This is a genomic window from Dokdonella sp., assembly GCF_036518555.1.
In the GTDB taxonomy this organism is placed as follows: domain Bacteria; phylum Pseudomonadota; class Gammaproteobacteria; order Xanthomonadales; family Rhodanobacteraceae; genus Dokdonella_A.
Window position 1 is genome coordinate 22,900 of sequence record NZ_DATDMY010000034.1, and the last position, 21,598, is coordinate 44,497.

A 21,598-nucleotide genomic window follows, 5' to 3' on the forward strand; every position below is an offset into this window, starting at 1 on the left:
AGCGCGCACCGCCGGCCCTCAGCCCTCAGCCCTCAGCAACAGGTATTCCGCCAACGCGAGGTCGGCCGGCGTCGTCACCTTGATGTTGCTTTCCGCGCCTTCGACGAGCAGCGGGCGATGGCCGACGCGCTCCATCGCCATCGACTCGTCGGTGATCGCGGCGCCGTCCGCGTGCGCGCGCGCGAGCGCGGCGACGAGTTCGCCGCGCCGGAACAGCTGCGGCGTCAGCGCGCGCCAGCGCGCTTCGCGCGATTCGGTCGCGGCGACGCGGCCGGCCCCGTCCGCACGCTTGAGCGTGTCGCGCAGCGGCGCCGCGAGCAGGCCGCCGCCGGCGGCGCCGCCTAGCGCGACGAGGCGCAGGATGTCCGCAGCGGGCACGCACGGCCGCGCCGCGTCGTGGACGAGCACGAACGCTTCGTCGCCGACGTCGGGCGGCAGGGCGCGCAAGCCCGCGAGCACGGAGCCACTGCGCTCGGCTGCGCCCGTCGCGACGAGCAGCGGTTTGCCGCCGACGGACTCGCGCCTCACCCACCGGCGGTCGTCGGCGGCCAGCACGAGCAGGATGCCGGCGATGCACGGCGTCGCCGCGAGGCGCTCGAGCGTCCATTCGATCAGCGGTCGCCCACCGAGCGCGACGTACTGCTTCGGGCATTCCGCACCGAAGCGCTGTCCGCGCCCGGCCGCGGGGACCACGCACCACAAGCGATCAGCGGCCATGCGCCTGGCCGTCTTCGGTCCGCGAAGCGTCGCCGGGTTCGACGACCTGGTAGAACGTCTCGCCCGGTTTGAGCAGGCCGAGTTCGGAACGCGCGCGTTCCTCGATCGCCTCTTCGCCGTGCTTGAGGTCCTCCACCTCGGCCGACAGCGTCTCGTTGCGCTTCTTGAGGCGCTCGTTCTCTGCCTTCTGTTCGGCCACGCGCTGCTGCAGCCGCCACACATCGCGCAGGCCGCCCTGCCCCGTCCACAGGCGAACCTGCAGCGCGATCAGCACGATCACGAGAACGAGGGCGACCCAGCGCAACATGCGCGAAGCCTCAGCGGGCGAAGTTCGGCAGGTTCGGGAACGCGTCCTTGCCGGCGTAGCGCGCAGCCGCGCCGATGGCCTCTTCGATGCGCAGCAACTGGTTGTACTTCGCGACGCGGTCGGAGCGGCACAGCGAGCCGGTCTTGATCTGCGTCGCCGCGGTCGACACCGAGAGATCGGCGATCGTCGTGTCCTCGGTCTCGCCCGAGCGGTGCGAGATGATCGAGGCGTACTTCGCCGCGTCGGCCATCGCGATCGCGTCGAGCGTCTCGGTCAGCGTACCGATCTGATTGACCTTGATCAGGATCGCGTTGGCGATGTGCCGATCGATGCCCTGCTCGAGGATCGACGTGTTGGTGACGAACAGGTCGTCGCCGACCAGCTGCACGTCCCTGCCGAGGCGCTCGGTGAGGCGCTTCCAGCCGTCCCAGTCGCCTTCGGCCATGCCGTCCTCGATGGTCACGATCGGGTATTTCGCGCACCACCCCGCGTAGAACTCGATCAGCTGCTCCGCACTCAGCACCTTGCCTTCGCCTTCGAGGTGGTAGGCGCCGTCCTTGTAGAACTCGGAACTCGCGACGTCGAGGCCGAGCCAGATGTCCTTGCCGATCGCGTAGCCGGCCTTCTCGACCGCCGCGAGGATCGTCTCGATCGCTTCCTCGTTCGACTTGAGGTTCGGCGCAAAGCCGCCTTCGTCGCCGACCGCGGTGTTGAGGCCGCGGCCCTTGAGCACGGATTTGAGCGCATGGAAGACTTCGGTCCCCGCGCGCAGGCCTTCGCCGAACGTCGGCAAGCCGATCGGCAGGATCATGAATTCCTGCATGTCGACGTTGTTGTCCGCGTGCGCGCCGCCGTTGATGATGTTCATCATCGGCACCGGCAGGCGCGCGGCGCGATCGCCGGCGAGGTATTTCCACAACGGGATCTTCCGCGACGCCGCGACCGCATGCGCGTTCGCGAGCGACACGCCGAGCAGCGCGTTCGCGCCGAGCCTGCCCTTGTTCGGCGTGCCGTCGAGCGCGACCAGCTTCGCGTCGAGCCCGCGCTGGTCGGCCGCATCGAACCCCTTCAGCGCATCCGCGATCGTCGCGTTGACGTTGGCGACCGCATTCCGCACGCCCTTGCCGAGGTAGCGCGTCTTGTCGCCGTCGCGCAGTTCGACCGCCTCGCGCGAGCCGGTCGACGCGCCCGACGGCACGGCCGCACGCCCGAACGATCCATCGGCGAGCGTGACTTCGGCTTCGAGGGTCGGGTTGCCGCGCGAATCGAGGATCTCGCGGGCGTGGATGCGTTCAATTCGGCTCACTGCGTGCACTCCGGCATCTTGGTGGTGGGATCGGGGAACAACGTGGGGTCCGGCTGCCACGAAATGCGCGTGACGCCGTAGGGCTTGAGCGCCTGGTAGGTCTGCTTCGAGAGTGCCGCGTCGCGGCACGAGGCGACGACGATCACGCACCGGAGCGGCTTGCCTTCGCGCCGGCGCACGACTTCGGCGGCGAACATCGCGGGCGACATGGCCTGGCCGTCGAGGCCGAACTGCAGTCGCGGCGAGTAGGTCGCCGTGACGCTCGCACCGGCACAATCGTCGCGGCCGGTATGGACCTTCGGCGCGGGCGCGGGCGCCGCGGCACGCACGACGCCGAAGGCGCACAGGCCGACGAGCGCGAATCGCTGCACCGATCGCGGCTTCACGGGTCGGTGGTCGAACGGCATCGCGCCCCCATCAGACTGCTTCGAGGAAACCGTTGCGCTTGCCCACGCGATCGAGCTCGACCAGCGTTTCGAGCAACGCCGCCATCTTCGCCAAGGGCCACGCGTTCGGTCCGTCGCTGAGCGCATTGTCCGGATCCGGGTGCGTTTCCATGAAGATGCCCGCGATGCCGGCCGCGACCGCGGCGCGCGAGAGCACCGGCACGAACTCGCGCTGGCCGCCCGACTTGCCGTCTGCGCCGCCCGGCAACTGCACCGAATGCGTCGCATCGAACACGACCGGGCAGCCGGTATCGCGCATCACGCTGAGGCTGCGCATGTCGGAGACGAGGTTGTTGTAGCCGAAGCTCGCACCGCGTTCGCAGACCATGATCTGCTCGTTGCCGGTCGCCTTCGCCTTCGCCGCGACATGCTTCATCTCCCACGGCGACAGGAACTGGCCCTTCTTGATGTTGACCGGCCTGCCCGCGCTCGCGACATTGTGGATGAAGTCGGTCTGGCGGCAGAGGAACGCGGGCGTCTGCAGCACGTCGACGACGCTCGCGACTTCGGCCATCGGCGTGTACTCGTGCACGTCGGTGAGCACAGGTACGCCGATCTGGCGCTTCACCTCGGCGAGCACCTTGAGGCCCTCCTCGAGCCCGGGACCGCGGTAACTCGTGCCCGAGGTGCGATTGGCCTTGTCGAAGCTCGACTTGAAGATGAAAGGCACGCCGAGCCGATCGGTGATTTCCTTCAGCGTGCCCGCGGTGTCGAGCTGCAGCTGCATCGACTCGATCACGCACGGCCCGGCGATGAGGAACAGGGGCTTGTCGAGGCCGACCTCGAAACCACAAAGCTTCATCGCGATGCCGCTCCCACGGTGGCGGAGCGCCGCAGGACGCCTTGCGCGAACCGCCCGGCAGGCGCATCGCGGCGCACGCCGCTGTCGATAACGCAGGTCCGACGCATCACGCGACCGCCTCCTTCGCATCCGCGCCGGCAAGGCGCGGCACTTCGCGCACCGCCTTCTGCTCGCGCGCGGCGCGCACGAAGCCGATGAACAGCGGATGGCCGTCGCGCGGTGTCGACGTGAACTCCGGATGCGCCTGGCAGGCGACGAACCACGGGTGGTTCGGCAGCTCGACCATCTCGACGAGCAGGTCGTCCATCGACTTGCCCGAGATCACGAGGCCGAGGTCCTCGAACTTCTGGCGATAGCGGTTGTTGAACTCGTAACGATGGCGATGTCGCTCGCGCACGACGTCCTGTCCGTAGAGCTCGCGCGCGAGCGTACTGGCCTTGAGGCGGCATTCCTGCGCGCCCAGTCGCATCGTGCCGCCCTTGTCGGAGCCTTCGTCGCGCTTCTCGACTTCGCCGGCACTGGTCGTCCACTCGGTGATGAGCGCGATCACCGGATCGGAACAGTTGCGGTCGTTCTCGCTCGAATTCGCGCCCGGGAGGCCGGCGATGTTGCGCGCGAAATCGACCACCGCGGCATGCATGCCGTAGCAGATGCCGAAGTACGGGATGCGATGCTCGCGCGCGTAGCGCGCCGCGGCGATCTTGCCCTCGAAACCGCGCTTGCCGAAGCCGCCCGGCACGAGGATGCCGTCGGCGTCCCTGAGCATGTCGGCGCCCTTGCGCTCGATTTCCTCGGACTCGACCCAGCGCAGATTCACGCGCGTCTTCTGCTTGATGCCGCCGTGGCGCAGCGCTTCGCCGAGCGACTTGTACGCATCCTTGTGCTCCACGTACTTGCCGACGATCGCGATCGTGACTTCGCCCTGCGGATGCTCGACCGCCTCGACCGTGCGTTCCCACGCGGACAGGTCGGCCGGTTTCGCGGCGAGGCGCAGCTTGTCGATGACGATTTCGTCGAGGCCCTGGCTGTGCAGCCACATCGGCAGCTGGTAGATGACGTCGACGTCGGTCGCGCTGATGACCGCCTTCTCGGGGACGTTGGTGAACAACGCGATCTTGCGCCGCTCGCTCTGCGGCAGCGGCTGCTCGCAGCGGCACAGCAGTACGTCGGGCTGGATGCCGATCGAGCGCAGTTCCTTGACCGAATGCTGCGTCGGCTTGGTCTTGATCTCGCCGGCCGCCTTGATGAACGGCACGAGCGTGAGATGCATGAAGATCGCCTGCTCGGCGCCGTGCTCGATGCGGATCTGGCGGATCGCTTCGAGGAAAGGCAGCGACTCGATGTCGCCGACGGTGCCGCCGATCTCGACCAGCGCGACGTCGTAGCCCTGGGTCGCCTCGTAGATGCGGTGCTTGATCTCGTCGGTGATGTGCGGAATCACCTGGACCGTCGCGCCGAGATAGTCGCCGCGGCGCTCCTTGGCGATCACGCTCTCGTAGATCTTGCCGGTCGTGATCGAATTCTTGCCCGTCAGTCGAGTACGTACGAAGCGCTCGTAATGGCCGAGATCAAGGTCGGTTTCGGCACCGTCGTCGGTGACGTACACCTCGCCGTGCTGGAACGGGCTCATCGTGCCCGGGTCGACGTTGATGTAGGGGTCGAGCTTCATCATCGTCACGCGCAGGCCGCGCGCTTCGAGAATGGCAGCCAGCGACGCGGCGGCGATGCCCTTGCCAAGCGAGGACACCACACCGCCGGTCACGAAAATGAGGGGGGTCATGGGCGGAGCTTTCTGCTGGAAACCCGTATTCTAGTTGCTCCGCCTTCCCCGCGCATCTCGCGCGATGCGTGACGCCAATGCCGCGCGCCGCATGGGCGATCGCGTTTCCTCGGCGGGCCGCTACCTGAATGCGCGGCGAACGACGCGCCCGCTACGACACGCCTCGTGATAGGAAGCCCGCTGCGGAGCCGTTCTTGGGGGCTGACGACCGCCATGGACGGTCACGACGGAGCCCACGATGCGACACTTCTTCCTGTTGTCCGGCCTCGCCCTCGCGAGCGCCGCTCCCCTGCATGCGGCCGAGATCAGCGTCGGTGCGGGCCCTGCCTGCACCACTCATACGATCGCCGACGCCCTGACCCTGGCGGCGGCGACGCCCGAAATCGACACGATCCGCCTCGCCGACGACCAGGGCTACACGGACCAGACCGTGTTCATCGGCACCTCGGTCAATCTCGTCGGCGGCCATGCCGCCTGCGGCGCGACCTCGCCCGTGGGCGCCACTGCCCTGGTCGGCACCGGCCAGTGGGCGACCCTCGCGATCGGGGGCAGCGAGGCCGGCATCAGCGTGCGCCTCGAACGCCTCGACATCAGCGGCGGCGGCGCGAGCGGCGAGATCGGAACCTGGGGCGGCCTCAACGTCGACGGGCATGCGTTCGTCTCGCTCGCCGACGTGGCCATCCACGACAACCACAACCTGTTCGGCGGCGGGGTGCAGCTCGCCGGCAACGCGATCGTCCAGTTCGAGCGCAACATCGACATCCACCACAACCATGCCACCGCCGGCGGCGGCATCTTCTCCGACGGCGCGACGCTGCGCGTGCGCCCGCAGAACGTCGTCGTGCGCGACAACGATGCGCTCAACGGCGGCGGCGTCGCGCTGTTCGGCGGCGCGCTGCTCAGCGTCGGCACCGATCCGGACGATCCGGCGACGCCGGTCGACGGCTTCCTCGTCGCGAACAACGCAGCCGGGAACTATGGCGGCGGCGTGATGGTGAGCGGTGCGGGTACGTCGATGCTGGCGGACGACACGGTCGTGCGCGACAACAGCGCGGGCGAAGGCGGCGGCGTGTTCGCCGGCAACGGCGGCTACGCCCAGTTCGCGCGCTTCCGCGAAGGCCCGTTCCGCCACTGCCCGCACGAGCTCGAGTGCCTGCGCCTGTCCGGCAACACGGCCGAGCGCGGCGGCGCGATCTCGGTGCGCGACGACGGCAGCGCCCACCTCGACGAGGCGATCGTGCGCGGCAACACCTCGGCCGGTGGCTCCGCGCTGTGGCTCTACGGCGACGGTTCGCAGATGCGCATCTATGCGAGCCTCGTCGTCGGCAACGGCTGCGTCGAAGGTGCGCCTGGGTGCGCGACGATCTACACCTCGGGCGGCTCGCTGCGCTTCGAGCACACCACGTTCGCCGACAACGGCGGTGCCGACAGCCTCATCTGGGGCGACGGCGCGCAGGGCGCGATCGTCACGGACATCAAGGGCTACTCGAGCCTCGTGTCCGGCAAGACGAAGATCTTCGACTTCCTCGGTGCGGTGCCGACCGTGTCGTACGACTGCGTGCTCAAGGACAGCGGCAGCGACGAAATCGCCGCCTCGCGCAGCGCGGTCATGGCCTTCACGTTCCAGGACGCCGCGCGCGGCGACTACCACCTGCCCGCCGACAGCATCGCGATCGACTGGTGCGACGGCACCCCGGTGTCGAGCCAGTCGCCCGACATGGACGATACGCCGCGCGGCCTCGATGCCGATCAGGGCGACCTGTTCGGCACCTACGACCTCGGCGCGTTCGAGGCTGACCGCATCTTCGCGACCGGCACCGAGATGCGCCGCTGAAGCCGGCCGTGCATCCGGCAGACATCGCCTGCCGGATGCACGGCGTCGCGCACGCTTGTCGAATACTGCGCACTGCCACTGCGGGCGAGGGGATCGATCGCGCACCTGCGTACATACGGACACACCCGCACTACGGCGGGTGCCCGTTCCCCTGGAGTGCGCGATGAACCTGACTCGACCTTTTCTCCATGCGATCGCTCTGACCGCTACATCGGCGGCGCATGGCGCGACCTTTACCGTCGACCAACTCGGCGATGGCGGCACCGGCAGCCTTCGCGACGCGATCGCGAAAGCCAATGCCACCGCGGAAGCCGACACGATCCAGTTCCAGGCGGGCCTGCAGGGCACGATCGACCTCACCGGCGGCGAGCTCGTCGTCACCGGCAGCGTCGGCATCGTCGGCCCCGGTGCTTCCAGACTGGCGATCGACGCGAACGGCCGTAGCCGCGTATTCCGTTTCGACAACCCGACCGCGGCCGAGCGGACATGGGCGATCAGCGGCATGACCGTCACGCGCGGCACCGCGACGTCGGCCAATGGCGACAGCGGCGGCGGCCTGTTCTACGAGAATCCCGCGTCGTCGTCGACGCGGCCGTCCCTGACGCTCGGTGGCGTCGTGTTTTCCGCCAACCAAGCCGCGCGCAAGGGCGGCGCGATCAGCGTGTCGGGCGCGAACCTCACGCTCGTTGGCGTCACGATGAACGGGAACGACGCCAGCGGCGGGTTCCAGCCGTCCGGCGGCGGGCTGTACCTCGATCGCGGCCTGCTGCAGATGGACCGTAGCCGCGTCATCGACAACACGGCCCAACTCACCGGCGGCGGCATCAGGCTCGCCCCGCCCGGCATCAGCGCGGTGATCACCGACAGCCTGATCCAGGGCAACAGCGCATCGCTCAGCGGCGGCGGCATCCAGGCGGGCACGATGAAGAGCCTGAGGATCTCGCGCAGCACCTTCGCCGGCAACGCGGTCACGAGCCAGACCGAAGGCGGGGGCCTTTACTTCGACGGAGTGACGGACGCGGGCTCACCGGAGAACGTCGTCGAGAACTCCACGTTCTCCGGCAATCGCTCGCAGCACCAGTCCGGTCGCGGCAGCGCCATCGCCGTCGCGCAAGGCAATCTGACCGTGCGCAACAGCACGTTCGCGTTCAACGCGACGGCGCCCGACACCGCTCCCGGCTCGAATGCGGGCGGCGCGCTTTGGGTCGCGAACGGCACCGGCACGCGCGTGACCGTGCAGAGCACGCTGTTCAGTCGCAATACGCACGGCAACGCGGGCGCGTCGCTCGACCTCACGCGGCTGACCGGCATTCCCGAAAGCACGCTCGTGGCGGACCACAACCTGTTCCAGACGACGCCGGCCATCGGCGTCCTGACGAGCGGCAGCGCGAACATTGAAGGCGACGCCAGGGTGCAGGACCTCACGCTCGCCGACGGTGGCCTCACGCCCGTGCTTCCGATCCCGTCGGACAGCCCGGCCGTCGACGCGGGCTCGAACCCCGGTGCGCTGACGACCGATCAGCGCGGCGGACGCTTCGTGCGAACGATCGACTCCGATCCGTGCCACCGCCCGCTCGTGAACGTCACCGACATCGGCGCGTACGAGGTCCGCGCGGACTCGATCTTCTGCTACGGCTTCAACGACTGACATCGCGGTTCCGGCCCCTGCGGCGTCCCGCGCACTCACCCGCGGGGCGCCGCTACAGCGAATCGGCCGGCGCGGAAACGGGATAACGGCGCTTCGCCTCGAGCTGCCAGAAGATCCAGGCCGATACCGCCGTGACGAGGCCCATGCAGACGAACGTCGCATGGAACGCCGGCAACGTCGCCACGCCGGGCGCGACGCCGAAGACCGACGTGAACGCACCGAGCAGCCCGCTCGCCATCGCGACGCCGAGGCTCATCGACAACATCATCACCATCGACAGCAAGCCGTTGCCGCCGCTCGCGAGCTCGCCCTCGAGATCGCGCAACGTGACCGTGTTCATCGCGGTGAACTGCAACGAGTTGACCATTCCGAACGCGGCGAGCTGCACCACGCGCAGCCACGCGGGCTGCTCCGGCCCGATCAGCGCGAAGCTCGCCATCGCCGCGCCGACGAGCACGGTGTTGACGAGCAGCACGCGGCGGTAGCCGAACGCCTTCACGATCGGCACGATCAGACGCTTGGACACCATCCCCGCGAGCGCCACCGGGATCATCATCATGCCCGCCTCGGTCGGCGAACGACCGAGGCCGACCTGCAGCAGCAGCGGGATCAGGAACGGCATGCTGCCGCTGCCGAGCCGCGCGAACAGGTTGCCGAGCACGCCGACGCGGTAGCTGTGCACCGCGAACAGCGCGAGCGGGAACAACGGGCGTGGGCTGCGCGTCGCGTGCAGCCAGTAGGCGACGAAGCTCGCGAGGCCGAAGATCAGCAGCACGAGCATGCCCGCGTGCCGGGCGCCGAGCTCGGTGAGGCCGTCGAGCGCGAGCGAGATCGCGACCATGCTGAAGGACAGCATGAAGTAGCCGCCGAGATCGAAGCGTGCGACCGCGCTGCGCGCATCCGGCATGAAGCGCAACGTCGCGAGCGCCGCGACCGCGCCGACCGGAAGATTGATGAGGAAGATCCAGTGCCAGGAGATCGTCTCGACGAGCCAGCCGCCGAGGGTCGGGCCGATCAACGGGCCGATCATGCCCGGGATCGTCACGAAACTGATCGCGGCGAGGAAATCCTTGCGCGGCACCGAACGCATCACGGCCAGCCGCCCGACCGGCAGCAGCATCGCGCCGCCCACGCCCTGCACGACCCGCGACGCGGCGAGCTGAGCGAGCGTGTGTGCCTGCGCGCACAGCAACGAGCCGAGCGTGAACAGCACGATCGCGGCGAAGAACACCCGCCGCGTGCCGAAGCGGTCGGCGAGCCAGCCCGACGCCGGAATCAGCATCGCCATCGTCAGCGAATACGCGACGACGACCGACTGCATGCGCAACGGGCTTTCGCCGAGGCCGGCGGCCATCGCCGGCAGCGCGGTGTTGACGATCGTCGAGTCCAGCATCTGCATGAAGACGCCGAGCGCGACGAGCCACAGCAGGGCGCGATTCGGCGGCGCGGCGTTCGTCTCGGTCGTCATCGGCGCGGCGAGTGTAGTCGACCGGCGCTGAACCGCCCACGCCGCTTGACCCTCGGCGCCGTGCTCGCCATGCTGCCCGGCTGTGCGTCCGATGCCGGGCGCGGAAGACCAACGCCGGCACCGCGCCGCACGCTCCGACCCGATCAACCAGAGCCACCTGCATGAGCAGTCGCTACAACGCCGCCGATATCGAAGTCCTCTCCGGCCTGGATCCGGTCAAGCGCCGGCCCGGCATGTATACCGACACGTCGCGGCCGAACCATCTCGCGCAGGAAGTCGTCGACAACTCGGTCGACGAGGCGCTCGCCGGGCATGCGAAGACGATCGAGGTGACCGTGCACGCGGACGGCTCGGTCGAAGTCGCCGACGACGGCCGCGGCATGCCGGTCGACATCCATCCCGAAGAGGGTATCCCGGGCGTGGAACTCATCCTCACGCGCCTGCATGCGGGCGGCAAGTTCTCCAACCGCAACTACCAGTTCTCGGGCGGTCTGCACGGCGTCGGCGTGTCGGTCGTCAATGCGCTGTCGCAGCGCGTCGAAGTGACGATCCGCCGCGACGGCCAGGTTTACCGCATGGAATTCAGGGATGGCGATCGCGCGAGCGAACTCGCCGTCGTCGGCAGCGTGCCGAAGAAGCAGACCGGCACGACGGTGCGCTTCTGGCCCGACCCGAAGTACTTCGACTCGCCGAAGATCGCGCTCGCGCGTCTCAAGCACGTGCTGCGCGCGAAGGCGGTGCTGTGCGCGGGACTCACCGTGCGCCTCGCCGACGAGACGGGCGGCGAGAAGCTCGAGTGGTACTACGAGGATGGCCTGCGCGACTACCTGCGCTCGATGCTCGGCGCGGTCGAGTACCTGCCCCCGGATCTCTACGTCGGCCATCACCAGCGCGACAACGGCGCAGTCGAGTTCGCGGTCGCCTGGCTGCCCGAAGGCGAGCTCACGCAGGAGAGCTACGTCAACCTGATCCCGACCGCGCAGGGCGGCACGCACGTGAACGGCCTGCGCTCGGGGCTCACCAATGCGCTGCGCGAGTTCTGCGAGTTCCGCAACCTGCTGCCGCGCGGCATCAAGCTCGCGCCCGAGGACGTCTGGGACCGGCTCTGCTTCGTGCTCTCGCTCAAGATGACCGACCCGCAGTTCTCGGGCCAGACCAAGGAGCGGCTGTCCTCGCGCGACGCCGCCGGTTTCGTCGAGAACGCGGTCCACGACGGCTTTTCGCTCTATCTCAACCAGCACGTCGACATCGGCGAGCGGATCGCGCAGCTCGCGATCGAGCGCGCGACCCTGCGCCTCAAGGCCGAGAAGCAGATCGTGCGCAAGAAGATCACGCAGGGCCCTGCCCTGCCCGGCAAGCTCGCCGATTGTGCGTCGAGCGACCTGTCGCGCACCGAGCTGTTCCTCGTCGAAGGCGACTCCGCGGGCGGCTCGGCGCGACAGGCGCGCGACAAGGATTTCCAGGCGATCCTGCCGCTGCGCGGCAAGATCCTCAACACTTGGGAAGTCGAGTCCGGTTCGGTGCTCGCTTCGCAGGAAGTGCACGACCTCGCCGTCGCGATCGGCTGCGACCCGGGCAAGGACGACATTTCGGGTTTGCGCTACGGCAAGGTCGTCATCCTCGCCGACGCCGATTCCGACGGCCTGCACATCGCGACGCTTCTGTCGGCGCTGTTCCTGCGCCACTTCCCGCGGCTCGTGCGCGAGGGCCATGTGTTCGTCGCGATGCCGCCGCTGTTCCGCGTCGACGTGGGCAAGCAGGTGTTCTACTGCCTCGACGAGGCCGAGCGCGACGCGATGCTGGAGAAGATCCAACGCGAGAAGATCAAGGGCGCGGTCAGCGTGACGCGCTTCAAGGGCCTCGGCGAAATGAATCCGTCGCAGCTGCGCGAATCGACGATCCATCCCGACACGCGCCGCCTCGTGCAGCTCACCGTCGAGGCCGACGACGGCACGTCCAAGGTGATGGACATGCTGCTGTCGAAGAAGCGCGCGGGCGACCGCAAGGAATGGCTCGAGACGAAGGGCGACCTCGCTTCGCTCGAGGTCTGAGCATTCGAGGCCCTGGCCGGCCGCGCCGACCCGGACGGGTGACCACGCATCGGGGACGTCCTGCGGCTCCGTTGGCCGGAAGCCGCGCCGGGACGTTCCCGACGCCCTGCCCCATGCGCTAGGCTGCGCGCTTCTCCGGGGAGGAGTGGTGATGCGTACCGTGCTGAAGTGGCTGCTGCGCCTGGTCCTGATCGTGCTCGTGCTCGGCGGCGCGTTGTTCGTGCACGTCTGGTACTTCAAGCCGTATTCGATCGACTGGTTCTACGGGCGCGTGTTCGCGCAGTTCGCGTTGAAGAGCCCCGAACTGCTGAGCAGCCTGCGCATCCTGCCGCCATGGGCGGATTTCTACAGCGACGAGCTCGACGACGCGTCGCCCCGGCACGAGGCGGAGATGGCGCAGATGGTGCGCGACGACCTCGACGTGCTGCACCGCTACGACCGCAGTGCGCTCGACCCCGCGGGCCAGCTCTCCTACGACGTGCTCGACTACTTCCTCGCGATCCAGGTCGAGGGCGACAAGTACCGTGGCCACGATTTCCCGGTCAACCAGATGTTCGGCGTGCAATCGAGCCTGCCGAACTTCATGGCGCAGACGCATCAGGTCGGCAATCGACACGACGCCGACGCGTACGTCGCGCGGCTCGACCTGTTCCCGCAGAAGTTCGCCCAGGTGATCGAAGGGTTGAAGGAGCGCGAGGCGAAGGGCGTGGTGCCGCCGAAGTTCACCGTCGACGAAGTGCTCGCGCAGATGCGCGGCTTCATCGCGCCGCCGCCGAAGGAACACATGCTCTATGCGAGCTTCAAGGAGAAGCTCGACAAGGTGCCGGAGGCCGCGATCCCGGCCGCCGACCGCGATGTGCTGCTCGCTCGCGTCGCGGCGTCGATCGAGCGCAGCGTGTACCCCGCCTACCGCACGCTGATCGATCATTTCGCCGCGCTGCAGCCGAGCGTCACGCGCAACGACGGTGCTTGGAGCCTGCCCGACGGCGACGCCTACTACGCATGGTGCGTGCGCATGCACACCACCACCGACATGACGCCCGAGCAGGTCCATGCGCTCGGCCTCGCCGAGGTCGCGCGCGTGAGCGCGCAGATGGATGCGATCCTGAAGGCGCAAGGCCTTGCCGACGGACCGATCGGGCCGCGCGTGCAGCAGCTCGCGCACGCGCCCGACGCGGCCTATCCGAACACGCCGGAGGGCAAGGACGCGATGCTCGCGCGGTACCAGGCGATCCTCGACGAAGTGAACGCGGGCCTCGGCTCCGCGTTCCACGTGCGGCCGAAGCTCGGCGTCGTCGTCAAGCGCGTGCCGGAGTTCTCCGAGAAGACCGCGCCCGGCGCGTACTACGAGCCCGGCTCATTCGACGGCACCCGCCCCGGCGTGTTCTACGCCAACTTGCGCGACACGACCGAGAACCCGAAGTGGGGCATGCGCACGCTCGCCTACCACGAGGGCATACCCGGCCATCACTTCCAGATCTCGATCGCGCAGGAACTGCAGGGCGTGCCGTTCTTCCGGCGCGTGCTGCCGTTCACCGCGTACGCCGAAGGCTGGGCGCTGTACGCCGAACGCCTCGCCTGGGAACTCGGGTTCGAGATAGACCCGCTCGACGATCTCGGCCGCCTGCGCGACGAGATGATGCGCGCGGTGCGCCTCGTCGTCGATTCCGGCATTCATTACAAGCACTGGTCGCGCGAACAGGCGATCCAGTACATGATGGACAACACCGGCATGGCCGAGAGTTCGGTGACGTCCGAGATCGAACGCTACTTCGTCGACCCCGGCCAGGCGCTCGCCTACAAGGCCGGCATGCTCAAGATCCTCGAGCTGCGCGAGCATGCGAAGCAGGCGCTCGGCGCGAAATTCGACCTCGGCGAGTTCCACGACCAGGTGCTCACGCACGGCTCGCTGCCGCTCGCGCTGCTGCAGCGCGTGATCGAGGACTGGATCCGTCAGAAGCAGTCGGCGTGACGCGAACACACCGGCTGGTTGCACCGAGCCGGCGTCGCCTACGCCGGCCTCAACCGAGCAAGGTGGGGTTCGCGCGCCAGATCGCCCAGCACAGCGCGCCGGCAAACGAGACCCAGGCCAGGTACGGAACGAGCAGCGCGCCCGCGATGCGATCGATGCGCCAGAACAGCACGAGCGTCGCCACGACGAGCAGCCACAGCAGGCCGATGTCGAGCACCGACGCCGCACCGAGGTGCCAGGCGAAGAACAGCCAGCTCCAGAGCGCGTTGACCGCAAGCTGCAGGACGAACGCGACCAGCGCGGGACGTGCGCCGGTCGCGTTCGACAATCCGATGCGCCATGCGGCGATCGCCATGAGCAGGTAGAGCACGCTCCACACCGGTCCGAACACCGAGGGTGGCGGCGCCCACTCCGGCCGCACGAGATCGGCGTAGAAGCCGCGGGCATCCACCGACGCCACGGCGCCGATGCCGCCGGCCGCGAAGCAGAGCGCGCACCATCCGGCGAGCGCTGCCCATCGTCTGTGCGATTGAACGGCCATGTGCGACTCCTGCTTCGACTTCGGGAATGCGGCGTGAATGGCGGAACGCATTCGTGCCCGCAAGCCGCGATCCTAACGCAATCCGAATGTGCGCTCGGGCATCCTGCGTTTCCCGTGGCGACCGCACGCGGGCCCGCTGAGAAGCGCGCCGGGGACGTGGCGGCGTCGCGGACCACATGGTCGTGCGCACGTGGTTTCGCCCAAGCGCGGCCACGTGCGACACTCATGGCGACACCGCTCGGGAGCTGCACGATGAATGCCTGCCGCCTCGTTCCGATCGCGTTGCTGCTGCTCGCGTTCGCGTCCTTGCCGGTCGCGGTCGACGCCACGACTTCGGTTGCCGCTCCGCCCGCGCCTCGCCCGTCCGGCGCGATTCCCGGCGGCGGGGGCGACTGCAACGACAACGACGCGAATGTCTACCCGGGACACGCCGAGGTTCCGGCGAACCGCTACGACGACGACTGCGACGGGCTTGCCGACGAGGACGCCGGCGGCAATCCGTCGACCGACGTCAACGACGTCGACGGCGATGGCTTCAGCCCGGCGATGGGCGACTGCAACGACACCGCGATCGGCATCCATCCCGGCGCGAGCGAAGTCGTCGGCAACTACGTCGACGACGACTGCGACGGCATGGCCGACGAGGACGCATCGGACCATCCTTCGAGCGATTCGGCGGACCACGACGGCGATCAGGTGATCATCGCGCCGGATGCGATCTTCGCCTCGGGATTCGACGGCGCGGCCTGAGCGCCGCTTCGCGGTCGACGCGTGCGGCGCGTCAGCGGCGCAGGATCGCCTGCTTCGTCGCGTGATCGATCGGCGCGGAAGAGTGCTCGTGCGCGATCTTCCAGTCGCCGTCGATGCGCCTGAGGCCGAGCGTGACGCGATTCGCGAGCGAGCGAAGCACCGTGCCGTCCGCGTCGTGCGCCGCATACGTGAGGATCGCATGTCCGAATGCGAGATCGCCTGCGACCGTTCCGCCGACGTCGTCGAACCGGACGACGACGCGCTCGTCGCCGAGCGATCCGAACCAGCTCTTCGCCATGTCGCGCCAGGCATCGATGCCGCGCAACGACCACGAGCCCCACATGTCGAACACGAGCAGATCGTCGACATAGAGCGCGACGAACGCGTCGACGTCGCGCGCGAGGACCGCCTGTGCGTAGCGGGCGAGCACCTGCCGGATCGGTTCCGCCCCCGCACTCACGGCGCCACCCCGACCATCGGCAGCACCGCGTCGTACGCCTGCAGGAGGCCAGGCTCCTGGATGTTCACGTCGGTGAGGTAGACCTGCATCGAACGCGCGAGCGCGCCCGTATCGTCGTGCTGGAACGTGAGCGGGCCGAACATGCCCTGGGCGAAGCTGTTCTCGTAGGTCTGGAACGTCTGCTGTCGCGTGTAGATGCGCGAAATCGAGTAGGCGAGGTCCTGCGGCAGGTATGCCAGTGCCTGCGTCGCGAGCGCGAGGTCCCACGCGGTGTGCTCGAACATCACCGGCTGCACGCCGCGGAACCCGGTCGCCGCCTGGAACCGCTCCATCGGCCGCGGGCCTTCGGCCGCGAGGAACTCGCCGACGCCGCGCGCGAGGCGCTCGTGATAGGCGCGCACGTCGGCGACCGCCTTGCGATTGACGCGCATCTCCTCGGCGAAATTGCGCAAGGCGTCGGCCGCGAGTTGGCGATGCTCCCGGCTCTCGCGCCACTGGTCGGCGAGCAGAGCGAGGAAAACGCCTGCGCTGACGAGCGCGAGTTCGGCCAGCCAGCGGAGCACGGAACGGCCGCGCAGGAACGTTTGCAGGCGCACGGGTAGGCTCCGGACGTTCGTCGACGCGTTCGATTGTATCGGCATCGGCCGATCGCGCGCGCAGGCGCGCGGCGGCGTCGGGCGAGGCGCCACGCCCGTTCAGCGCGCGGGCTGGACGTCGACGCGGGCGCGCCGATCGAGGCGCGCGAACGAAACGAGTCGGTCGCAGGCATGCGCGCGGCCCCGCACGCGAGCGGCGAGCACGTCCGCGCCGAGGCGTGCGTAGGCGATACCGTTACCACCGTAGGCGAGCGCGAACAACACGCGCGGCCCGTACTGGGCGTGCGCATCGAAGAAGGGCAAGCCGTCCTCGGTCTCGGCGAACGTGCCACCCCACGCCCATGCCGGCTCGATCGACACACCGATCCGGCGCTCCGCCTCACGCGCGAGCTTCGCCGCCTTCGCCGCGACGCGTGCGGATCGCACGATGGGCAGGTCGATGCGGTCGTCGGCGCCGCCGACGAGCAGGCGGCCGTCGTCGGTCGTGCGCATGTAGAGGTACGGTCGCGCGGTCTCCCACGCGAGTACGCCGCGCAGGCGGGCAAGGTCGTCGCGCGCGTCGGTCACGAAGGCGTAGCTGCTGCGATTGCGGGCGACGCGTGCGTCGAGCCAACGCTGCGACTCGTACCCCGCCGCGATGACGAGGTGGCGCGCTCGCACGCTGGCTCCGCGGTCGGTTTCGACACGGATGTCCCTCGACCGCACCGCGAAGCCCGACATCGCGGTGCGGTCGAAGACGGCGCCGCCGTCGCGGACGATCGCGCGCAGCAGCGCATGGCAGGCGCGATACGGGTCGACTTCCGCGGCCGGTCGGGTCAGGATCGCCGCGGCCGCATCGATGCCGAATGCGCGGCGCAACGCGTCGGATTCGAGCCAGTCCACGCGCAATCCGACGTCGCGCCGGCGCTCCCATTCCGCGATGAGCCGCCGGCGATGGGCCGCTCGCGTCGCGAAATACAGGCTGCGCGCTCGCCGAAATCCGATGCGGCGGAACCGCGCCAACTCGACGCTCAGCGCCTGCACCGCGCCCGCGCTGGCGCGATACGCGAGCGCGGCGGCGGCATCGCCGTGGCGCGCCGCGAGGTCGACCATTTCGACGTCGAGTTCGTACTGCAGCAGGGCGGTCGACGCCGCCGTACTGCCCCAACCACACTCGCGCCGGTCGATCAGCACGACGCGATGGCCGTCGCGCTGCAGGCGTCGTCCGATCAGCGCGCCCGTGATGCCGGCGCCGACGACCGCGACGTCGCACTCGACGCTGCCTTCGAGCGCGGGAAACGGGTCGATCAAGCCACTGCGAACCGTCCAGAACGGATATCCGCTCTTGAGGTCCATGCGTCAGCGGCGCGAACTCGCATTGAGGCGCGCCATGCTCGCCGGCTCCGGCGCGCGCGTCATCCGCGGCCACCAGGCGTCGAACTCGGCGTGCGAGACGCGTCCGTCGCGATCGCTGTCGGCATTCGGCAGGTCTTCCTGCAACGCGACCGCGTGCTGGCGCTCGAGTTCGTCGAGCGAAAGCGCGCCGTCCCCGTTGCCGTCGAGCTGCGCCCATGCCGCGTCGGACGATGCGTGCGAACCGCCGTCGGCGACGCGTGCCGCGGGCGCCGCGCATGCGCCGACGGCCGCAGCGGCCACGAGCATCAACGGGATGCGAAGCCGACGCATCACGACGAGGCCTTCCGCGCCGGCGTCGTTGCGCGGCGATCGGCGGGTGCATGTGCGTCGAGGCGCGTCGACGCGCCGCACGTCGGAGCGGCGAGCGGACGGATCGGCACGAACGGCAGCGAGCGCGAACGGGCAAGCTTGAAGATCGGCGCGGGCAACGGCATCGCGGACATCGACGCATCCTCGTGAACTCGACGGCCGCACGCTAGCGCCATTGGGTGAAGCGGTACCTGAACGCCAGGGGTGGCATTCATCCGGTATCCAGCTTCACGAGCTCGCCCTGGCCGGACGAGTCACGGAGGTAGCCGGCGCTCGCATGCGGCCGAATGCCCCGCGGCGGGCGGACACGAGCGCGATGGGTAGAGCGAACCTGCCGCGACACGCGACGCGGCCCCGTGGCGTGGTCGCGGCGCGAAGCGGCCTCGTCGTCGGCGGCGCCCGCCGCTCACGCGGCGGCAAGCGCGTCGCGGCACGCGCGTGCGATCACGACTTCCTCGTCGGTCGGCACGACGCGCACGGGCACGCGACCGCCACCGATGCGCTCGCCGTTGCGCGCGTTCGCCGCGGCGTCGAGCGCGATGCCGAGGAAGCCGAGCGGCGCGCAGATGCGCTCGCGCACGGGCGCGGCGTTCTCGCCGATGCCGCCGCTGAACACGAGCGCGTCAATGCCGCCGAGCGCGGCCGCCATCGCCGCGATCTGGCGCGTGCAGTGGTAGGCGAACAGGTCGATCGCCTCGCGCGCCTCGGCGGCCGGGCTCGCGAGCAGTTCGCGCATGTCGGCGCTGATGCCGGACACGCCGAGCAGGCCGCAGTCCTGGTACAGCATCTTCTCGACCGAAGCGGGCGTCGCACCGTCGCCGCGCAGCAGGTGGAACGCGACGCCCGGGTCGAGCGGACCGCAGCGCGTGCCCATCGGCAGGCCGTCGAGTGCGGTGAAACCGAGCGAACAGTCGATCGAACGACCGCCATCGACGGCACACACGCTGGCGCCGCTGCCGAGGTGGGCGATCACGACGCGACGCGCGTCCGGTTCGAGCCGGCGCGCTTCGCCCGCGAGGTACTCGTAGGAGAGCCCGTGGAAGCCGTAGCGGCGCACGCCGGCGTCGTGCAGCGCGCGCGGCAGCGCGAAGCGACGCGCGACGTCGGGCCAGCGCGAATGGAATGCGGTGTCGAAGCACGCGAGCTGCGGTACGCGCGGTGCGCGATCGCGCAGGCGCCGAATCGCGGCGAGATTGTACGGCTGGTGCAGCGGCACGATCGGATCGAGCGCCTCGAGGCGCGCGAGCACCGCGTCGTCGACCGGCACCGGCGCGGTGTAGGCGATGCCGCCGTGCACGACGCGATGGCCGACGATCGCGAGCCTGCGCTCGCCGAATTCGGCGTCGAACCAGTGCAACATCGCGTCGAGCGCCTGCGCCTGTCCGGCATCGGCCGGCAGCGGCAGGAGCCGCGCCGTCTCGCTTGGGCGCACCGCGCGCAGGCGCGGGCCGCGCCCGATCCGCTCGACCTGACCGCCGCCGAGCCGCGACAGGCGCTCACCCGCCTCGAAGACGGCGAACTTGAGGCTCGACGAACCGGCGTTGACGACCAGCAGCACCGCGCTCACGAAGCGAGCCTGCGCGGCTGCGCGAGCAGCACGGCGAGCGCGCACGAGGCCAACCGGATGCGCACGCTGTCGGATCGGCTCGCGAGGATGATCGGCACGCGCGCGCCGAGCACGACGCCGGCTGCGTCGGCGCCGGCGAGGTAGACCAGCTGCTTGTACAGCATGTTGCCGGACTCGAGGTCAGGCACGACGAGCACGTCGGCGCGGCCCGCGACCGGCGACACGATGCCCTTGATGCGCGCGGCCTCCTCGCTGACCGCGTTGTCGAACGCGAGTGGGCCATCGAGGATGCCGCCGCTGATCTGGCCGCGATCGGCCATCTTGCACAGCGCGGCAGCCTCCACCGTCGAGGGGATCGCCGGGTTGACCGTCTCAACCGCCGACAGGATCGCGACGCGCGGACGCTCGTAGCCGACCCGGTGCATGAGGTCGATCGCGTTCTGCACGATGTCGGCCTTCTCCGCGAGGTTCGGCGCGATGTTGACCGCGGCGTCGGTGATCAGCAGCGGCCGGGGGTAGTTCGGCACGTCCATGAGGAATGCGTGCGAGATGTGGCGTGCGGTGCGCAGCCCCTTCTCGCGGTCGAGCACCGCATGCAGCAACTCGTCGGTATGCAGGCTGCCCTTCATCACCGCACCGACCTTGCACTCGCGCGCGAGCGCGACCGCAGCCGCCGCGGCGGCATGGCTGTGCTCGACGTCGACGCGCTCGATGCCGTCGAGCGCGATGCCCGCCTCGTGCGCGAGCGCATCGATGCGCGCGCGCGGACCGACGAGCACGGGCACGACGAGACCGGCGTCGCGCGCCTCGATCGCAGCCTCGAGCGCCTCGCGGTTGCACGGGTGCGCGACTGCGACGCGAATCGGCGGCAGTGCCTGCGCGGCGCGCAGCAACCGCTCGTAGCCGCCGTGCGCATGTTCGTCGATCGGCGAAACCACCTTGGGCACGGACTGCATGGTCGCTCCCCGCGATAGCATGGAAACCCATCCTACCGTGGAACGCCGACGCGACGGCGCCATCGGGCCGGCGACGGCCTCGACGCACGGATCAGCGCCGAACGCGGAAGTGCAGCACGAAACGCGCGAGCCAGCCCGCGATGCACGCGCCGAACGCAGCAAGGCCGCCGAGCATGAGGCGCTCGTCGAGGTGCGGTGGCGAAGTCGCGTGCGCGCGCACGACGAGCGTGTGCGTATAGCAGAGGAACAGGCAGAGCAGGATGCCGAAGGCCGCGCCCTGGTCCGCGAGCCATGCGCGCGTCGCCGCCGCGCGCTCCGGCGCGAGCCAGTAGGCCTTGTCGGGTAGCGACAGGAACGCAGCCGGCAGGCGGACGACCAGCCGCATCGGCAACGCGAGGGCAAGCGGCAGCACGCAGCACACGCCGATCATGAGCGCGAGATAGGCGTTGCGCGTCATGGCGCCGTCCGCACGCCCGCCCGCGCCGAAATGCGAAGCGACCGGATCCGGCAGGGCGACGCCGGTCGCGACGATGTAGATCGCCGCTCCGATCACGGTCAGCCCGAGCGCGCGTGTCGTGGTCAAGTACGCATCCCACCGTGGCGTCGGCGCATTCTCCGTGGCGGAGCGCGCGCGTGCAATCGGTGCACCCAGGTCGAGCGACGATCGTGACGCGCGCCCCGGCACGCAACCCC

Annotated in this window: 20 protein-coding genes; 5 read left to right on the forward strand and 15 right to left on the reverse strand. The window is 69.4% G+C overall.

Annotated elements, in window-relative coordinates:
* Positions 1–18: 18 nt before the first annotated feature.
* The 6 genes from ispD to VI238_RS02120 form a co-directional block, all read right to left on the reverse strand.
* Positions 19–717: a 2-C-methyl-D-erythritol 4-phosphate cytidylyltransferase gene (gene ispD / locus VI238_RS02095; protein ID WP_331647925.1), complete on the reverse strand. Its 699-nt coding sequence runs from the start codon at positions 715–717 to the stop codon at positions 19–21.
* A complete protein-coding gene (ftsB, locus tag VI238_RS02100) occupies positions 707–1,024 on the reverse strand; it encodes a cell division protein FtsB (protein WP_331647927.1) in 318 nt (105 codons plus the stop codon). The genes ispD and ftsB overlap by 11 nt, the downstream gene beginning before the upstream one ends.
* A 10-nt stretch (positions 1,025–1,034) precedes the next feature.
* Positions 1,035–2,330: a phosphopyruvate hydratase gene (gene eno, locus VI238_RS02105; protein WP_331647929.1), complete on the reverse strand. Its 1,296-nt coding sequence runs from the start codon at positions 2,328–2,330 to the stop codon at positions 1,035–1,037.
* Complete coding sequence (locus tag VI238_RS02110) at positions 2,327–2,716, reverse strand: hypothetical protein (RefSeq protein WP_331647931.1); 390 nt, start codon at positions 2,714–2,716, stop codon at positions 2,327–2,329. The genes eno and VI238_RS02110 overlap by 4 nt, the downstream gene beginning before the upstream one ends.
* A gap of 31 nt (positions 2,717–2,747) precedes the next feature.
* Positions 2,748–3,578 carry a 3-deoxy-8-phosphooctulonate synthase gene (gene kdsA, locus VI238_RS02115; RefSeq protein ID WP_331647933.1) on the reverse strand — a complete coding sequence of 277 codons (831 nt, stop codon included), beginning with the start codon at positions 3,576–3,578 and terminating at the stop codon, positions 2,748–2,750.
* Positions 3,579–3,684: 106 nt separating this feature from the next.
* Positions 3,685–5,358, reverse strand: coding sequence for a CTP synthase (locus VI238_RS02120; protein ID WP_331647936.1), 1,674 nt, complete (start codon positions 5,356–5,358; stop codon positions 3,685–3,687).
* A 238-nt stretch (positions 5,359–5,596) separates the two neighbouring features.
* Between VI238_RS02120 and VI238_RS02125 the strand changes: the two genes are divergently transcribed.
* Together VI238_RS02125 and VI238_RS02130 are read left to right on the forward strand one after the other, a co-directional pair.
* On the forward strand, positions 5,597–7,192 hold the full coding sequence (locus VI238_RS02125; RefSeq protein WP_331647938.1) for a hypothetical protein: 1,596 nt from the start codon (positions 5,597–5,599) through the stop codon (positions 7,190–7,192).
* Positions 7,193–7,355: 163 nt separating this feature from the next.
* Positions 7,356–8,840, forward strand: coding sequence for a choice-of-anchor Q domain-containing protein (locus VI238_RS02130; RefSeq protein ID WP_331647940.1), 1,485 nt, complete (start codon positions 7,356–7,358; stop codon positions 8,838–8,840).
* A gap of 52 nt (positions 8,841–8,892) precedes the next feature.
* On the opposite strand, the gene mdtD is transcribed toward VI238_RS02130, so the two are convergent.
* Entirely contained in the window at positions 8,893–10,308 is a 1,416-nt protein-coding gene (gene mdtD, locus VI238_RS02135; RefSeq protein WP_331647948.1) for a multidrug transporter subunit MdtD, read from the reverse strand.
* A 161-nt stretch (positions 10,309–10,469) separates the two neighbouring features.
* Between mdtD and parE the strand changes: the two genes are divergently transcribed.
* Both parE and VI238_RS02145 read left to right on the forward strand, forming a co-directional pair.
* On the forward strand, positions 10,470–12,359 hold the full coding sequence (gene parE / locus VI238_RS02140) for a DNA topoisomerase IV subunit B (RefSeq protein ID WP_331647950.1): 1,890 nt from the start codon (positions 10,470–10,472) through the stop codon (positions 12,357–12,359).
* A 151-nt stretch (positions 12,360–12,510) separates the two neighbouring features.
* Entirely contained in the window at positions 12,511–14,331 is a 1,821-nt protein-coding gene (locus VI238_RS02145; protein ID WP_331647952.1) for a DUF885 domain-containing protein, read from the forward strand.
* Between the two features lie 49 nt (positions 14,332–14,380).
* Here VI238_RS02145 and VI238_RS02150 read toward each other — a convergent pair whose 3' ends face one another.
* Complete coding sequence (locus VI238_RS02150; protein ID WP_331647954.1) at positions 14,381–14,872, reverse strand: TspO/MBR family protein; 492 nt, start codon at positions 14,870–14,872, stop codon at positions 14,381–14,383.
* A 252-nt stretch (positions 14,873–15,124) separates the two neighbouring features.
* Here VI238_RS02150 and VI238_RS02155 point away from each other — a divergent pair, with 252 nt between their 5' ends.
* Positions 15,125–15,622: a MopE-related protein gene (locus VI238_RS02155; RefSeq protein WP_331647957.1), complete on the forward strand. Its 498-nt coding sequence runs from the start codon at positions 15,125–15,127 to the stop codon at positions 15,620–15,622.
* 31 nt (positions 15,623–15,653) lie between these two features.
* On the opposite strand, the gene VI238_RS02160 is transcribed toward VI238_RS02155, so the two are convergent.
* The 7 genes from VI238_RS02160 to VI238_RS02190 form a co-directional block, all read right to left on the reverse strand.
* Entirely contained in the window at positions 15,654–16,052 is a 399-nt protein-coding gene (locus VI238_RS02160) for a YybH family protein (protein ID WP_331647959.1), read from the reverse strand.
* Between the two features lie 26 nt (positions 16,053–16,078).
* Positions 16,079–16,678: a hypothetical protein gene (locus tag VI238_RS02165; RefSeq protein ID WP_331647961.1), complete on the reverse strand. Its 600-nt coding sequence runs from the start codon at positions 16,676–16,678 to the stop codon at positions 16,079–16,081.
* A gap of 99 nt (positions 16,679–16,777) precedes the next feature.
* Entirely contained in the window at positions 16,778–18,013 is a 1,236-nt protein-coding gene (locus VI238_RS02170; protein ID WP_331647963.1) for an FAD-dependent oxidoreductase, read from the reverse strand.
* 3 nt (positions 18,014–18,016) lie between these two features.
* A complete protein-coding gene (locus VI238_RS02175) occupies positions 18,017–18,343 on the reverse strand; it encodes a hypothetical protein (protein WP_331647987.1) in 327 nt (108 codons plus the stop codon).
* A gap of 445 nt (positions 18,344–18,788) precedes the next feature.
* On the reverse strand, positions 18,789–19,949 hold the full coding sequence (locus VI238_RS02180; RefSeq protein ID WP_331647965.1) for an acetate/propionate family kinase: 1,161 nt from the start codon (positions 19,947–19,949) through the stop codon (positions 18,789–18,791).
* Positions 19,946–20,905, reverse strand: coding sequence for a bifunctional enoyl-CoA hydratase/phosphate acetyltransferase (locus tag VI238_RS02185; protein ID WP_331647967.1), 960 nt, complete (start codon positions 20,903–20,905; stop codon positions 19,946–19,948). The genes VI238_RS02180 and VI238_RS02185 overlap by 4 nt, the downstream gene beginning before the upstream one ends.
* Before the next feature lie 91 nt (positions 20,906–20,996).
* Entirely contained in the window at positions 20,997–21,488 is a 492-nt protein-coding gene (locus VI238_RS02190) for a hypothetical protein (protein ID WP_331647970.1), read from the reverse strand.
* Positions 21,489–21,598: the final 110 nt, after the last annotated feature.

Bases quoted from the DNA above. Each gene is read 5' to 3' on its own strand.
- ispD (WP_331647925.1), bottom strand. From the start codon at position 717: ATGGCCGCTGATCGCTTGTGGTGCGTGGTCCCCGCGGCCGGGCGCGGA.
- ftsB (WP_331647927.1), bottom strand. From the start codon at position 1,024: ATGTTGCGCTGGGTCGCCCTCGTTCTCGTGATCGTGCTGATCGCGCTG.
- kdsA (WP_331647933.1), bottom strand. From the start codon at position 3,578: ATGAAGCTTTGTGGTTTCGAGGTCGGCCTCGACAAGCCCCTGTTCCTC.
- VI238_RS02120 (WP_331647936.1), bottom strand. From the start codon at position 5,358: ATGACCCCCCTCATTTTCGTGACCGGCGGTGTGGTGTCCTCGCTTGGC.
- VI238_RS02125 (WP_331647938.1), top strand. From the start codon at position 5,597: ATGCGACACTTCTTCCTGTTGTCCGGCCTCGCCCTCGCGAGCGCCGCT.
- VI238_RS02130 (WP_331647940.1), top strand. From the start codon at position 7,356: ATGAACCTGACTCGACCTTTTCTCCATGCGATCGCTCTGACCGCTACA.
- mdtD (WP_331647948.1), bottom strand. From the start codon at position 10,308: ATGACGACCGAGACGAACGCCGCGCCGCCGAATCGCGCCCTGCTGTGG.
- parE (WP_331647950.1), top strand. From the start codon at position 10,470: ATGAGCAGTCGCTACAACGCCGCCGATATCGAAGTCCTCTCCGGCCTG.
- VI238_RS02145 (WP_331647952.1), top strand. From the start codon at position 12,511: ATGCGTACCGTGCTGAAGTGGCTGCTGCGCCTGGTCCTGATCGTGCTC.
- VI238_RS02150 (WP_331647954.1), bottom strand. From the start codon at position 14,872: ATGGCCGTTCAATCGCACAGACGATGGGCAGCGCTCGCCGGATGGTGC.
- VI238_RS02155 (WP_331647957.1), top strand. From the start codon at position 15,125: ATGAATGCCTGCCGCCTCGTTCCGATCGCGTTGCTGCTGCTCGCGTTC.
- VI238_RS02170 (WP_331647963.1), bottom strand. From the start codon at position 18,013: ATGGACCTCAAGAGCGGATATCCGTTCTGGACGGTTCGCAGTGGCTTG.
- VI238_RS02175 (WP_331647987.1), bottom strand. From the start codon at position 18,343: ATGCGTCGGCTTCGCATCCCGTTGATGCTCGTGGCCGCTGCGGCCGTC.
- VI238_RS02185 (WP_331647967.1), bottom strand. From the start codon at position 20,905: ATGCAGTCCGTGCCCAAGGTGGTTTCGCCGATCGACGAACATGCGCAC.